Genomic DNA, 13043 nt, shown 5'->3' with positions numbered 1-13043 from the left:
GCAGATTCACTCGCCGCGATATTCGCAGCCGCTGGTGCAGGTTTCGTGGATCACGACCTTGGCCAGCAGCGGCAGGACGGGCTTGGTTTTCCGCCAGACCCAGCGCGCCAGGTTCTCGCTGGTGGGATTCTCCAGCCCCTCGATCTCGTTCAAGTAGTGATGATCGAGCTGGTCGTAGATGGGCTGGAACGCCGCCTTCACATCCGCGAAATCCATCACCCAGCCGGTGGTCGCCTCGACCTCGCCCTGCAGATGCAGCTCGATGCGAAACGAATGACCATGCAGCCGCGCGCACTTGTGACCCGCCGGAACATTCGGCAGGCGATGTGCGGCCTCGATGGTGAATACGCGAAAAATGTTCATATGAAAAAGGCGCCGGTGACGGCGCCTCATATCTCAATTCAGTGTCTCGATTCAGCGGCTGTCGCAGCCGCTGCCCGGATCACGCGGCCTTACGGCGGCGCGAGCTGGAAACGCAGCTGCAGGTGCCACAGGTGCAGCGGATGGCGCTGCAATCGCTGCACACGGCGAAATCCACGGAGCCGAAGTGACGACGGCACTGTTCGCAGTAGGGCTTGCGGCGGCCGCTGCGGGCGGCACGATACGTGTCGACAGCGCCGGCGCTCTGGCTGGCCGCATCGCCGGTGCAGGCATTCAAATCCTTGCTGACGATGCCGCGCATGAACGTGCTGGACGTCATGGAGCCGACCTTGAACAGGCGCATCTGCTCGCGAGCCAAACCCATCTGGGCGACGGGGTCGTAGATCACCACGCCCAATTTAGGATGAAAATGAACCTGGAACGGATCGCCGCTCATAACAATCACTTCGTAATCTTTGACAAATCTCAGGGGGACCGGGGTCCTGCGCATCCTGCGCGCCCGGAGTCGGGCATCATGCCCAGCAGGGGGCTGTAACGCGGGCGCAATTGTGCTGCAACCGCCCTGTCAAGGCAATGAGCTTCGGCCCCTATTTTTTGACCATTCGCAGGGAAAACCGCATGCTTCACTGTTTTGGCGCAACGCTCTTGCGCTTTGCCCATGCCTCAGGTTGGCCCATTCGCCCTACCCAAGGCAGCGCCCTCGTTCAGACCGCCCTTGCGGTGACATCAATCCCGGGGAACCGGGGCAGCGGCCGCGTCTGTAACTCCTGCAAGCACGGCCGCACGCGGACGTAAGACATAACAAGCGTGAATCCGGGGGTTGCGCTCGAAGTCGCGCGGCAACGTCCGGCGCCCGATGTCCTCCACCTCGAATGCTGCAAGCCCCTCGCGATCCAGCCGAAAACGCGTGTAATTGTTCGAGAACACGATGCTGCCGCCCGGCGCCAGCAGCTGCGCAGCAAGCGTCAGCAGCTGCACGTGATCCCGCTGCACGTCGAAATCCTGTTCCATTCGCTTGGAGCGCGAATGGGTGGGCGGGTCGATGAACATGAGATCCCAGCGACGCGACCTGTCCCGCTGCTCTTGCAGCCAGGCCAGGCAATCGGCCTGCACGAATCCATGCTGCGGACCCGCGAGGTTGTTCAGCGCCAGGTTGCGCTTCGCCCACTCCAGATAGGTGCGCGACATATCGACCGTGGTCGAGGACGCCGCGCCACCGCCAGCGGCATACACCGTCGCGGTACCCGTATACGCAAACAAATTGAGGAAGCGCTTGTCGCGGGCCATTTCCCCAACCAGCCGTCGGGTCAGGCGGTGATCCAGAAACAACCCCGTGTCCAGGTAATCGGTGAAATTTACGGCGAACCGATAGGGATGCTCGCGCACGAGCTCAAATTCGCGCTCGTTGTCCAGCTTCTCGTATTGCGCGCCCTCCTTCTGCTGGCGACGCTCACGAATGAACAAATGATCGGCGGCAATATCGAGCTCGTGCGGGATCACCGCGAGCGCTTCGTTACGACGCTGCCGCGCGGCTTTCGGCTCGATGGACTTCGGTGGTGCATATTCCTGCACGACCACCCAACGCTCGCCTTCGCCATTGCTGTACTGATCGATGGCGAATGCATACTCCGGCATGTCCGCATCGTAGATGCGATAACAGTCGACGTTCTCGCGCCGCGCCCAGTCCTGCATCACCTTGATATTCTTGCGCAGGCGATTGGCAAACATCTGCGCACCCGGCCGCTCGCGCAGGGCTGCCGCATCAGGCGGCGGCTTTCGCTCGCCGATGTAGTCCGCTGGTGAGACATCGAAGCGCAACAAGCGACATTCGATGCGTCCATTGAACAGCGTGTGTGTGCGCCGTGCATTGATGCCAATCGCTTTCGCCAACGGCGGATTGCCCGTCAGCACCGCTGCCTTCCAACCCTCGAAATGTTCACGCAGCTTGGCGCCCAAAGTCTGATACAGCGCCTGCAATCGCTCCTGATCGCCGATGCGTTCGCCATAGGGCGGATTGGTTACTACCAATCCCGTCGATGCCTCGCTCTGGCGCGTCAACTGCTCCAGATCGCGGCGCTCGATGTGGACCACGCCTCGAAGTTTGGCTCTGTCGACGTTTTCGATTGCCGCGCGAACGGCCTGCGCATCGGCATCGTAACCACGAACGGTAATGCGCTTCGCAGCGCCAGCCTCGCGACGTGCTCGAGCCTCTTCGATGAGCCGAGCCCACAGCGCTCGATCATGACTCCGCCAGCCGACAAAGCCGAAGTAACTGCGCAACAATCCCGGCGCGATATCCAGCGCCATCAACGCCGCTTCGATGGGAAGCGTGCCCGAGCCGCACATGGGATCGACGAAATCGCCGCCCGCTTCCGCAATCGCGGGCCAGCCGCAACGAAGCAGCACCGCCGCCGCGAGATTCTCCTTCAAGGGAGCGGCGACACCGCGGGCCCGGTACGCGCGTCGATGCAAGCTGTCGCCGGAGAGATCGAGACTGACCGTCGCGCGGTCGCGATCGAGACGCACATCGATACGCACGTCCGGTTGTTCGAGCTGAACCGACGGCCTCTCGCCGGTACGCTCGCGAAACTGATCGACAATGGCGTCCTTGGTCTTGAGCGCGCCGAAATGCGTATGCGTGATGCCGCTCGACGCGCCCCCGAAATCAATTGCGATCGTGCCCCTGGGACTGATGTGCTGCTGCCAATCGATGCTCGCGATGCCTTCATAGAGCTGGTCCTGCGTAGCCGCGGGAAACGAGCCCAGCGGCAGCAGCACGCGACTCGCAGTGCGCGACCACAAGCAGGCGCGATATGCCACTTCCAGCGAGCCTTCCGCCTGGACGCCCAGCTTGAACTCGCGCGTTTGCGTCGCCCCGCAATTGCGCAGCTCAGCAGCAGTCAGATCCGCCACGCCGGGCGGACAGGAAACGAAGATTTGCATGAGGCTGAGTTATCGTGGGCGCTGCTGGCCGTCGAGCGTCATGATCGGGCCGTACAACTCCGGCCGGCGATCGCGAAACACGCCCCAGGCATTGCGGTAGTTGCGAATCCAGTCGAGATCGAAAGTCGCGGTCAGGATGGCTTCACCCTCGCGCGGCGCCTGTTTGACGATGGCGCCGGTGTGATCCGCGATGAACGACGAACCGTAATAGGTGACCTTCCAGTGCTCGCCTTGCTCGGTGCCCACGCGATTGGACGCAACCAACGGCATGATGTTGGACGCGGCGTGGCCCTGCATCGCGCGCTGCCAGTGATCGCGTGAGTCGATGCTCAGGTCCTGCGGCTCGGAGCCAATGGCCGTGGGATAGAACAGGATTTCCGCACCCTGCACGGCCATCGCGCGCGCCGACTCCGGAAACCACTGGTCCCAACAGATCGCCACGCCAATGGTGCCGAAGCGCGTCGGCCACACCTTGAAGCCGGTGTCGCCCGGCGAGAAAAAGAACTTCTCGTGATAGCCCGGGCTCTCCGGAATGTGCGCCTTGCGATAGGTGCCGAGCAGCGAGCCGTCGGCATCGATGATGGCGACCGAGTTGTAGAACGCGTTGCCGGCGCGCTCGTAGACGCTGGCCGGCAGGACCACGTTCAGCTCGCGCGCCAGCTCCTGGAAGCGACGCACGGCCGGGTTCTCCGCGATCGGCATCGCTATCGAGAAGTACTGCGGGTTGTGTACCTTGCAGAAGTAAGGCGTCTCGAACAATTCCTGAATCAGGATGATGTTGGCGCCCTGCTTCGCCGACTCGCGCACCAACCGCTCGGCGGTAGCGAGATTGGCGACCCGATCCGGCGTGCTGGCGAATTGAGTGGCGGCAACGGTTGTCTTCATGAGTAAGAGCGAAGTGACTGGTGACTAATGACTAATGACTGGTCAGAACGGTTCAGAACGTGGGCGGTGTGCAGGCGCTCACCAGCTCGCAGGGCTCGTCGCCGACGTTGCGGAACCGGTGCGGGACCGCGCTGGCGAAATAGTACGCGTCTCCGGGCCCGAGCACCTTGCTTTGACTCCCGACGGTCACTTCCAGATGCCCCGTCAGAATGATGCCGCCCTCCTCGCCCTTGTGGCTGAGCATGTCGGCACCGGTGTCCGCCTTCGGGCGAAAGCGCTCGTGCATGATGGTCATGGCGCGATTCGGCCGCTTCGCCGCCACCACCTGCAGCGACACGTCACGGTCGCCGATGTCGGTGAGCTCGTCCCGGGCGTAGAACACTTGGGGAGTTTCCTGCAAATCCAAGGTGAAGAAATCCGCCAGCGACATGGGCACGCCGTCCAGCACTTTTTTCAGCGAGCTCACCGACGGGCTGACGCGATTCTGCTCGATCAGCGAAATGGTGCCGTTGGTGACGCCGGCGCGCTTGGCCAGCTCGCGTTGCGACAGCCCATACATCATGCGGACCGCCTTCAGATGACCGCCTACGTCGATGCTCATGCAATCTGCCTCGTGATGGAGTTGTTTAGAATAATAGACACACGAGCTGCACCGCCAGCTGTTTTTTAGCGACTCTTGCGAGCACATTTGAGCTGCCTGTCGATTTTTCTTATCATCGCGCACCCCCCTTCCTCGACGAATCTGGCGGTAGCCCCATGACCACGGCTCTCACCCGCGATGCTCTCGAAGCTTTCTGGATGCCCTTCACCGCCAATCGGCAATTCAAGAATCAGCCGCGCCTGCTGGCTCGCGCCGAAGGCATGCATTACTGGACGCCCGATGGCCGCAAAATCCTGGATGGTTGCGCGGGGCTGTGGTGTGTAAACGCAGGACATGGCCGCAAGGAGATCACTGCGGCGGTGAGCGAACAGCTGGCGACGCTCGACTTCGCGCCTACCTTCCAAATGGGACATCCCGCGGGCTTCGAGCTTGCGAATCGCCTGATCAAGCTGACGCCCGGCGACCTCGATCACGTGTTCTTCACCAACTCGGGTTCCGAGTCGGTCGATACCGCGCTGAAGATCGCCCTCGCTTATCACCGAGTGAAGGGCGATGCTTCGCGTCAGAGGCTGATCGGCCGCGAGAAGGGCTATCACGGCGTGGGCTTCGGCGGCATTTCCGTCGGCGGCCTGTCGAACAATCGCAAGTTCTTCGGCTCGCTGCTACCCGGCGTCGACCATCTTCGCCACACACTGGACATCGAGCACAACGCGTTCACTCGGGGGCTGCCCGAATGGGGCGTGCATCTGGCCGATGACCTGGAACGGCTGGTGACGCTGCACGATGCCTCGACCATCGCTGCCGTCATCGTCGAGCCGATGCAGGGATCGGCCGGCGTGATCCTGCCGCCGAAGGGCTATCTGCAGAAACTGCGCGCGATTTGTGACAAGCACGGCATTCTGTTGATCTTCGATGAAGTGATCACCGGTTTCGGCCGCCTCGGCACCGCGTTCGGCGCGCAATATTTCGACGTGATGCCGGACATCATGACCACCGCGAAGGGTCTTACCAACGGTGCGATTCCCATGGGCGCCGTGTTCGTGCGCAAGCAGATCTACGATGCGTTCATGAAGGGCCCGGATAGCATCGAGCTCTTCCACGGTTACACCTATTCCGCGCATCCCGCCGCGTGCGCGGCCGGTCTCGCGACCCAGGAAATCTACGAACGCGAAGGCTTGCTGACGCGCGGCGCCGGATTGGCGAAGCCGTTCGAAGACGCAGTCCACTCGCTGCGCTCGGTGCCGAACGTCATCGACATTCGCAATATCGGTCTCGTCGCGGGTATCGAGCTGGAGCCTCGCGCCGGCGCGCCCGGTGTGCGTGCCTATGAGGCCTTGGTGAAGTGCTTCGAGAAAGGCATTCTGATCCGCACCACCGGCGACACCATCGCACTGTCACCGCCGTTGATCATTTCACCGGCGCAGATCGACGAGTTGGTGACGCGACTGGGTGAAGTGTTGAAGACGATCGCGTAAACCCGAGCTTGCGATATATTGCTGAGGCTGAAAAAAAGCCCAGCATCCTTCGATGCGGGGCTTCTTCGATCCACCGGGCGTCAGCCGTCGATCAGTCGTTCTTCCAAGGGAAGGTGGTGGCGATCGTGAAGATCACGCGGCCTTCGTTGTTGAACACATCGCCGCGCTCGACCACGTCGGTATCCGTATCGACGTACTTCAACGCCAGGTCGAACCTGTTCAGGGTGTAACCCACGCCGATCGAGTAATCGAGCGTCTCGTCGCCGACCTCATCCCAGTAGTCGCCCCAGCTGTAGCCGACGTGCGCCAGCAGCGAGAAATTCTGCGGCAGCGGGAACGTGGCGTTGGCTTCCAGGTAGAACGCCTCGGTGCTGCCATCGGTGTCGTCGCCACCGAGGTCATTCGAGAACCACAGCTTGCCTGCAAACCAATCCTTCGAAATGCCGCCATAGGCTTCGAAGTAGTTCAGGTCGCTGTCGTCCGGATAAGCGTAGTAGACCACGCCCACGTCGTAGCCCAGCCCACCTTCGCTCTCGCCCGAGAAGCCGGTGTACAGGTCCACTTCCAGATCGACGTCGCTGTCGAAATCCACATTGCTGCCCCAGGCGCCGACATACCAGCCACTGTCAGCGGCGTAATCGATGCTGCCTTGAATGGCGGGATCCTTGGCCGACTGGGAGTAGCCACGGAAGTCGTAGTCGTTGGTCAGCGTCCAGGTCGAGGTCACCTCGGCGTTGGCCACCGCAGCCGCCCCCATGAGTCCCAACGCGGCCAGAATCCTCAGATTTTGCATACATCTCCCCTTTGTGGTGAGAAAGAAACACGCCAACAGCGGCGTGAGGGTTGAGTTTACTGTAATTTGCCAGAGGACACGTCATTCTGCGGCCAAAAAGCCACACATGCGCCCACCAATGAAGAATGCAGCAAGCATGCCAACCTGTTCAGATTGCTTTTAACAGGCCCGCGCAGGGCCAAAGGCCAGCAATGGCGCGGATCTTTGTATCCCAAGGACATAGTGGCTCGAAGCCGCGGCCCTGCTCGACGATGGCGCAGACGCCCCAAGATAGGGCAAAGCCGGCACAATTTGCACTAAGCCGGCTCGTAGATCACATAGAGCTTGGCGGTAGGCTCCAGGACCTCCCACACCCCACTGAATCCCGCAGGAATCACGAAGGAGGCGCCGGCTGAAAACGTCCAGCCGCGGCCCGAGTCATGCTCGATGCGCACCCGGCCGCGCGTGATGTAGCAGAACTCGTTCTCCGAATACCGCACCCGCCACTTGCCGGGAGTGCTTTCCCACACGCCCGCGAAAAAGCGGCCGGTGCTATCGCTGAAATAATTACGCGCGATTTGTTTGGGATCGCCCGCGAGCACGCGGTCGCTGGGCGGCTTGGAATGCGTGGTCTCAGGCGTGGCCGCGCCGAAGTCCACGATCAAGGCACTGGCTACTTCGGACATCACGATGCTCGCAAGACACATGAGGAACCCGACTCTAGAAGGTGGCTGCGGGGATGGCTACTGCAAAAGCAGCTTTCCTGACGCGCCCGGCAAAGGATCGGCTTTACCGGGCGCTTGTTGTTTGAAAGCACGGGGTGCTTTCCAGCGCAGGGATCACTCGTTACGCGCCACTGCGGATGTTGCAATGGGCCGGATCGAGAGACTCACCCGACGCTCCCAGGCGTAGGCCTCCAGGTCTCCTTTCGGCGCCGTCGTCAGATCCGAGCCATGCGCCGACAATTGGATCTGTTCCGGCGCGGCGCCACCACGAATCAACGCCTCGCGCACCGCGTTCGCTCGCTCCAGCGAGAGCTCGAGATTCTTCTTCGACGAGCCGCGCGGATCGGCGAAGCCGTGCAACTGCACTTCCAACTGGCCATGCATCGCGAGGAGTTTGCCGAGGTCTTCCAGCTTGTTGACCACGTCGGCTTCCATCGTCGCCTCGTTGGTACGGAACATCACATCGGCGTGTAGCCGCTGCGCCAGCGCATCGAGCATTTCGTCACCGCCGGTGCGCTCGCTGGCTTTAGCCAGCGCAATGCGCGTGTCGATCAACTCCTGCTCGAACTTCCTGGATTGTTCTTCCATCTGCTTCGCATGCAACTGCGCTCGCGAAGCCGTGCCGACGCTGTCGCCGAGAATGCCACCGAACATGAAGCCCACCGCGGCGCCGATCGGGCCGCCCACGATGGCACCCGCCGTCGCGCCGCCGAGCATGCCCACGCCCTCTTCTTTGGTGAGCTTGTTCTTTTCACCTGCGTGAGCCGCACCCGCACTCATCGCCAGGGCCACCGCTGTAATCAACGCCTTCTTGAACATAGTTGCGCTCCTCATGGAACCGGCCGTCGTTGCTCCCCTTGCGGGAGGCGGGTGACGTTTGCCCGTGAGTGCTATTCAAGACCTGGAAGCGGACGCAATCCGCTGCGCGCTGTGGCGATGCGCGTAAGGAATGTGGCGAATTGTGATGCGTTCTTGGCGACGACGAGCGTCGTCGCGATATCGCGCGGAGGCTGGCCGACGACAGCAATGCAACTGCCGTCGGCCTGTTTCTTATAGAGCGCTGGTGAGATGCCCGCCGTCCACGACGATGGTCGCGCCATTCATGTAGCTCGATGCATCCGATGCCAGCAGCAACAGCGGCCCTTCCATCTCTTCGAGCTCACCGAGCCGGCGCATCGGCATCCGCTTGATCATTGCCGCTCCCCCCTCGGTCTCGAAGAAGCCTTGATTGATCTCCGTCGCGAAGTATCCGGGCGCAATACCGTTGACGCGAATCTTGTAACGCGCCAGCTCCAGCGCCATCGACCGGGTGAGCTGCGTAAGCCCCGCCTTCGACGCGGCATACGGCGCAATCTGCCCGGCCTGCCGGAAGCTCAGGATCGATTCGATATTGATGATGCTGCCGCCCTTGCCATCGACCCGCATCCGCCTCGCCACCTCAGTGGCCACCAGAAATGCGCCACGCAGATTCACATCGAGCACGGCATCGAAGTCCTCTTCGGTCTGTTCGAGCAGCGGCTTGGCGATCGAGACGCCGGAGTTGTTGACGAGCACATCGATGCGCCCGAACTCATCAGCGATCGTCTTTACCGCTTCCTTGACCGAGGCACTGTTCGCGACATCGAGCTTCACCGTCGCCGCCGTTCCTCCGGCCTGGCGAATCTCGGCGGCGATCGACTCCAGCGTATCCACCCTTCGCGCAGCCAATCCCACCTTCGCCCCTTCCCTCGCCAACACTCGCGCAAAGTGCGCGCCGAAACCGCTGGAGGCACCCGTGATCAGAATCGCCTTGTCTCGCACCGAAAATCGCTGGCTGCCGTTCATGTCATCCCCTGATGGAAAATCGGGCGCGACTGTAGCAAAAGCGGGTTGCGGAAAGCGCAGAGAACGGCCGCCTCGTGCTTCGCTGGCGTTGTCGGGTTGGTGGGCGTTTCGCCGCCGGATGCGGCAGAAATTTGCCCTTTTCGGCCCAGATGGCCGAATTCCCGGCCGCTCATCTTGACACCCCGGACGGCCACCGGGAGAATCGCCGCCCCCGCCTCCAGGGACCCGCCTTCACCGCGGCATCCCTTTCGTTGGCAACGGCTTGGAAAGGTAGCTCAGCCGGTTAGAGCACGGCACTCATAATGCCGGGGTCGAGGGTTCGAGTCCCTCCCTTTCCACCATACATTTCCCTTAGCATTCCGCGAGTTACGCATTCGTAGCGTGGTTCCAGTGCCAATCCAGTGCCAATACGCTGGGAGGGCGCAAGGGATGCTGGGGGATCGCACTCCAATCCTGGCTCGATCAGCCTCGTCAGTTGTGCTGGCCTCGCCTCCATCGCTCGGCGGATCGCCTCGATGTCCTCCGGCTGGGAGCCATCAATCCAGGTGGCGTACGTATCGAGCATCGTCTGCACACTGTGCCCGTGCTGCTTGGCGACCCACAGCAGATTCTTGCCCAGCATCAGGTTCCAGCTCACGAACGAGTGGCGGGCGTTGTACGGCTCGCGATATCGGCCCTTGACCGTCATGCTCAGCGACCAGCGCCATCGGTCGTAGGGATGCCGGATAAGCCCGAAGGGTTTGCCATTCGCGCGGAAGAACAGATGGTCGTGTTTGATGCGTCCCGCCTGCTTCATTCGCTCCCTCAGCCCGAGTTGCCGCTTGAGGACTTCGATCGCTCGCGGGCATAGCTCGACGATTCGATCGACGCCGGTCTTGGTGCGGTCCTTGTCGCGGTTCATTACGCGAGCCTTGGTGACTTTGAGCTTGCCCTGCTGGAGATCACAATCCTGGACCAGCAGTGCGAATTGCTCCGAGGGACGCAGGCCGGTAAAGAAACGAAACTCATCATAGTTGCCCTGTGCCTCACCCCAATCACGGTGGATCGCAGCGATCAGCGCTTCGGCCTCTTGAATCGAGAATGGATCCGGAGCCGGGCGATCTTTCTTCGTCAGGCGAAAGCACTTGAGCACAGACGCTGGGTTGGCCTTCCCAGGATGATCGCGATAGCCGTACTCGAACGCGCAGCGGATGACGCTGACGACGTTGTTGTGGGTCTTCTTCGAGATCGCCCACTTCGCATCAATGATCTTGGCCAACGTCGAATACTTCACCTCTTCGAAGATCAGCTCGCCGATCGCGGGCCGCCAGGTCGACTCCAGAATCTTTCGATAGCTCTCGACCGTCGCGAACGCGAGATCCGTCTTCGCCATGCGCGCTTCGTTGTGCGCCATGAACTCATCGAAGACCTGGTTGCATGTCCGCGGTGCTTGAACGGGAGCGAACGCGTGGAGATCGCGGAACTCCGGGAACTCCTCGGCGAACACAAACGTGCCGAGCGCGATTCGGCGCTTGATCTCTTTGAGTTGGACGTGCGCGCGCCGTAGGTTTGCCTCGGAGGGGATGCGCTTGAGCGTGGGCCGGTAGCGCCGGCCCTGATACTCGAAGTCGAACTGGATGCGGTCCGGCCCTTTGGCGCGCACACCAACCGTTAGCGACTTTCGACCCATCGATGATAGCCCTGCATGTCGATCATGATGTGGCCGTCCGGCGCGTGCCGCCACACCTTGCCCTCCTGCCAGTCGCCGCGCTCGATCTTTCGTTCCATCGCTTTGACGGTGTAGCCGGTGAGTAGGTGGGCTACGGGAAGCAAGACGTAGCGAGCTGGCGCGAGGACCATCCGTTCCGTTGTCGCGATTGCAATGTCATTGGTTACAGCTGACATGGCGAGTACCTCCTTCCTTCATTATTCCGATCTCCGATGTACAAATGCGAGGCCCGACACAGCAGAGCGTGCTAACGAATGAACTGATGCTTGCATCGGTCATGGTGACCTCGCTGCTGTTCCGAACGTCGGGGGACGTGCTGTCACGAATAGAGCGTTGCTTAACAGCGCAGGGAAAGCACTATCAGGTTTCGCGGAAAATTCGGTCGATTCTCGATGGCGAGTCGGCGCGCCTGTTACGCCGAAAAATCGGCGAAACTCGCCCTCGTGCAGCCCCGTCTCTCTCGTACTCCGATGCACCTCCGCGAACGTCATGCGCCAGTTCTCGGCCGAGCGGTCGCCGGCTTGTTGTGCTCCTCCAGCACATCGATGATTCGCACCACAAAACGCTGCTGCGTTTTGGACAGCGCCTGTAGGCGCTCCGCGTGGCGCATCGCCCTCGGCGAGAGCCGCCGTTTTCTGACCGGCTCTGGGGCGAAGCCGAGGAGCTGATCCATGGTCAACCGGAATAACCTTGCGATCCGTTCCAAAATGATGGCCGAGATTCGCCGGTCGCCAATTTCGTAAGCGAACACCGCCTGCTGCGAAACACCGAGCGCGCGAGCCAACTCCGCCTGCGTCATACCTCGTGACTTTCGTAACTGGGTGACGCGCTTGCCGAGCGCGGCGAAATAAACACGACTTTCCCTTTTTATCTGAGAGGACTTGGGCGGTGAGGCCTGAGTGTCGCTCATGTGCGCGCCCTGCTCGCCCTACGCCGCACCACCGGAGTCCGCGTCACCCGATGCCTTGTTCGGTGGCGGGCCGAACTCGCCGGCCTTGAAGCGCCTCACAATCTTCTCTAGCGCATCGACCGATTCTGCGATCAGCCTCGCCATGAGCTCGGCCACATTGGCGTGCATCGTTCCATCGTCGTCATCGGAGTACAGCAAGACGTCGTAGAGACATCTGGCCATCCCGTGAACCTGCATGAGATTGGCCCGCTCCGCTTCGATGAGTTCTTCGAGAGAGCGGCCGGCGGGAAGTGCTTCGTATATTTCCTTCTCCGCCATGAGTCGTTACCTCTTGCGGAGCGGTGAGCAGCACAACCGCTCGATGGCCTCTGCGCCACCGATAAGTCGTTCGTGGAGCGCCGCCTGCCCTTCGTGGCATTGCTGAGCCGCGTCGCGCAGGCCGTCAGCAACGAAGAGCGCTTCGGTGACGTCGTCGTTCGCTGCTTCGCCAGTGCTTGAGCTTGCGAAGAACTTGCTGCGGGTTAGGAGGATCGCGTGGATCAGAAGGCGGGTGCGCCGGAGCGATGCCACGTCACCCTGGGATCGGCACCATGCCTCGGTCTGCCGCACGCTGGCGAGCAGCGAGTTGAGGCCCATACTGAGGACGACCATGTCTTCGCGGCTGGCGCGGGTCATGGCTGGTGAGCCTGCGCAGATTAATTGAGTCATCACCCCGGGGATTCTGATCACGGTCGATGAGGCAGCACGGCTCAGTGCCCTCACGGATCGTGACCGATTCGGCGATCGTAGGGGGGCTCAGCTCGCTGGGGTTGGGTCGAG

14 protein-coding genes, 1 tRNA gene and 1 pseudogene are annotated in these 13043 nt (G+C 61.6%); 2 read left to right on the top strand and 14 right to left on the bottom strand.

From position 1 onward, the window contains the following. Window positions 1–6 precede the first annotated feature (6 nt). The 5 genes from queD to VGE08_RS10225 form a co-directional block, all read right to left on the bottom strand. Window positions 7–363 (bottom strand): 6-carboxytetrahydropterin synthase QueD, encoded by a 357-nt coding sequence (gene queD / locus VGE08_RS10245; protein WP_331067777.1) that lies wholly within the window; start codon window positions 361–363, stop codon window positions 7–9. Window positions 364–442: 79 nt separating this feature from the next. Then, window positions 443–817, bottom strand: coding sequence for a hypothetical protein (locus VGE08_RS10240; protein WP_331067776.1), 375 nt, complete (start codon window positions 815–817; stop codon window positions 443–445). A gap of 290 nt (window positions 818–1107) precedes the next feature. Beyond that, on the bottom strand, window positions 1108–3324 hold the full coding sequence (gene rlmKL / locus VGE08_RS10235) for a bifunctional 23S rRNA (guanine(2069)-N(7))-methyltransferase RlmK/23S rRNA (guanine(2445)-N(2))-methyltransferase RlmL (RefSeq protein ID WP_331067775.1): 2217 nt from the start codon (window positions 3322–3324) through the stop codon (window positions 1108–1110). A gap of 9 nt (window positions 3325–3333) precedes the next feature. Next, the gene (gene aguB, locus VGE08_RS10230) at window positions 3334–4209 is read right to left on the bottom strand and encodes an N-carbamoylputrescine amidase (RefSeq protein ID WP_331067774.1); all 876 of its coding nucleotides are present in this window, start codon (window positions 4207–4209) and stop codon (window positions 3334–3336) included. 52 nt (window positions 4210–4261) lie between these two features. Then, window positions 4262–4810 (bottom strand): cupin domain-containing protein, encoded by a 549-nt coding sequence (locus VGE08_RS10225; protein ID WP_349258670.1) that lies wholly within the window; start codon window positions 4808–4810, stop codon window positions 4262–4264. A gap of 155 nt (window positions 4811–4965) precedes the next feature. Here VGE08_RS10225 and VGE08_RS10220 point away from each other — a divergent pair, with 155 nt between their 5' ends. Beyond that, a complete protein-coding gene (locus VGE08_RS10220; protein ID WP_331067773.1) occupies window positions 4966–6285 on the top strand; it encodes an aspartate aminotransferase family protein in 1320 nt (439 codons plus the stop codon). A 91-nt stretch (window positions 6286–6376) separates the two neighbouring features. On the opposite strand, the gene VGE08_RS10215 is transcribed toward VGE08_RS10220, so the two are convergent. The 4 genes from VGE08_RS10215 to VGE08_RS10200 form a co-directional block, all read right to left on the bottom strand. Next, window positions 6377–7078, bottom strand: a complete 702-nt coding sequence (locus VGE08_RS10215) for a TorF family putative porin (RefSeq protein ID WP_331067772.1) — start codon at window positions 7076–7078, stop codon at window positions 6377–6379. Window positions 7079–7374: 296 nt separating this feature from the next. Then, complete coding sequence (locus VGE08_RS10210; RefSeq protein ID WP_331067771.1) at window positions 7375–7743, bottom strand: cupin domain-containing protein; 369 nt, start codon at window positions 7741–7743, stop codon at window positions 7375–7377. Between the two features lie 153 nt (window positions 7744–7896). Beyond that, on the bottom strand, window positions 7897–8616 hold the full coding sequence (locus VGE08_RS10205) for an OmpA family protein (protein ID WP_331067770.1): 720 nt from the start codon (window positions 8614–8616) through the stop codon (window positions 7897–7899). Window positions 8617–8832: 216 nt separating this feature from the next. After that, entirely contained in the window at window positions 8833–9606 is a 774-nt protein-coding gene (locus VGE08_RS10200) for a glucose 1-dehydrogenase (protein ID WP_331067769.1), read from the bottom strand. 264 nt (window positions 9607–9870) lie between these two features. On the opposite strand from VGE08_RS10200, the gene VGE08_RS10195 reads away from it, so the two are divergent. Next, window positions 9871–9947, top strand: a tRNA-Met gene (locus VGE08_RS10195). Between the two features lie 218 nt (window positions 9948–10165). Here VGE08_RS10195 and VGE08_RS26540 read toward each other — a convergent pair. The 5 genes and pseudogenes from VGE08_RS26540 to VGE08_RS10170 form a co-directional block, all read right to left on the bottom strand. Beyond that, a pseudogene (locus VGE08_RS26540) lies at window positions 10166–11275 on the bottom strand (Arm DNA-binding domain-containing protein); the annotation flags it as partial. Next, complete coding sequence (locus VGE08_RS10185) at window positions 11257–11490, bottom strand: hypothetical protein (RefSeq protein ID WP_331067767.1); 234 nt, start codon at window positions 11488–11490, stop codon at window positions 11257–11259. The gene VGE08_RS10185 and the pseudogene VGE08_RS26540, both read right to left, overlap by 19 nt. Window positions 11491–11801: 311 nt before the next feature. Continuing rightward, a complete protein-coding gene (locus VGE08_RS10180; RefSeq protein ID WP_331067766.1) occupies window positions 11802–12224 on the bottom strand; it encodes a helix-turn-helix domain-containing protein in 423 nt (140 codons plus the stop codon). 18 nt (window positions 12225–12242) lie between these two features. Further along, a complete protein-coding gene (locus tag VGE08_RS10175; RefSeq protein WP_331067765.1) occupies window positions 12243–12542 on the bottom strand; it encodes a hypothetical protein in 300 nt (99 codons plus the stop codon). 6 nt (window positions 12543–12548) lie between these two features. Next, complete coding sequence (locus VGE08_RS10170) at window positions 12549–12899, bottom strand: hypothetical protein (RefSeq protein WP_331067764.1); 351 nt, start codon at window positions 12897–12899, stop codon at window positions 12549–12551. Between the last annotated feature and the right edge of the window lie 144 nt (window positions 12900–13043).

Source organism: Steroidobacter sp., assembly GCF_036406195.1.
Classification (GTDB): domain Bacteria; phylum Pseudomonadota; class Gammaproteobacteria; order Steroidobacterales; family Steroidobacteraceae; genus Steroidobacter.
The sequence above is the reverse complement of the archived record's forward strand: the minus strand, read 5'-3'. Positions and strand labels throughout refer to the sequence as shown.

Excerpts from the sequence above, each read along its gene's own strand:
- VGE08_RS10180 (WP_331067766.1), bottom strand. The coding sequence starts at position 12,224 with ATGAGCGACACTCAGGCCTCACCGCCCAAGTCCTCTCAGATAAAAAGG.
- VGE08_RS10215 (WP_331067772.1), bottom strand. The coding sequence starts at position 7,078 with ATGCAAAATCTGAGGATTCTGGCCGCGTTGGGACTCATGGGGGCGGCT.
- VGE08_RS10225 (WP_349258670.1), bottom strand. The coding sequence starts at position 4,810 with ATGAGCATCGACGTAGGCGGTCATCTGAAGGCGGTCCGCATGATGTAT.
- rlmKL (WP_331067775.1), bottom strand. The coding sequence starts at position 3,324 with ATGCAAATCTTCGTTTCCTGTCCGCCCGGCGTGGCGGATCTGACTGCT.
- VGE08_RS10240 (WP_331067776.1), bottom strand. The coding sequence starts at position 817 with ATGAGCGGCGATCCGTTCCAGGTTCATTTTCATCCTAAATTGGGCGTG.
- VGE08_RS10185 (WP_331067767.1), bottom strand. The coding sequence starts at position 11,490 with ATGTCAGCTGTAACCAATGACATTGCAATCGCGACAACGGAACGGATG.
- VGE08_RS10220 (WP_331067773.1), top strand. The coding sequence starts at position 4,966 with ATGACCACGGCTCTCACCCGCGATGCTCTCGAAGCTTTCTGGATGCCC.
- aguB (WP_331067774.1), bottom strand. The coding sequence starts at position 4,209 with ATGAAGACAACCGTTGCCGCCACTCAATTCGCCAGCACGCCGGATCGG.
- VGE08_RS10205 (WP_331067770.1), bottom strand. The coding sequence starts at position 8,616 with ATGAGGAGCGCAACTATGTTCAAGAAGGCGTTGATTACAGCGGTGGCC.
- VGE08_RS10200 (WP_331067769.1), bottom strand. The coding sequence starts at position 9,606 with ATGAACGGCAGCCAGCGATTTTCGGTGCGAGACAAGGCGATTCTGATC.
- VGE08_RS10170 (WP_331067764.1), bottom strand. The coding sequence starts at position 12,899 with ATGACCCGCGCCAGCCGCGAAGACATGGTCGTCCTCAGTATGGGCCTC.
- VGE08_RS10175 (WP_331067765.1), bottom strand. The coding sequence starts at position 12,542 with ATGGCGGAGAAGGAAATATACGAAGCACTTCCCGCCGGCCGCTCTCTC.
- VGE08_RS10210 (WP_331067771.1), bottom strand. The coding sequence starts at position 7,743 with ATGTCCGAAGTAGCCAGTGCCTTGATCGTGGACTTCGGCGCGGCCACG.
- queD (WP_331067777.1), bottom strand. The coding sequence starts at position 363 with ATGAACATTTTTCGCGTATTCACCATCGAGGCCGCACATCGCCTGCCG.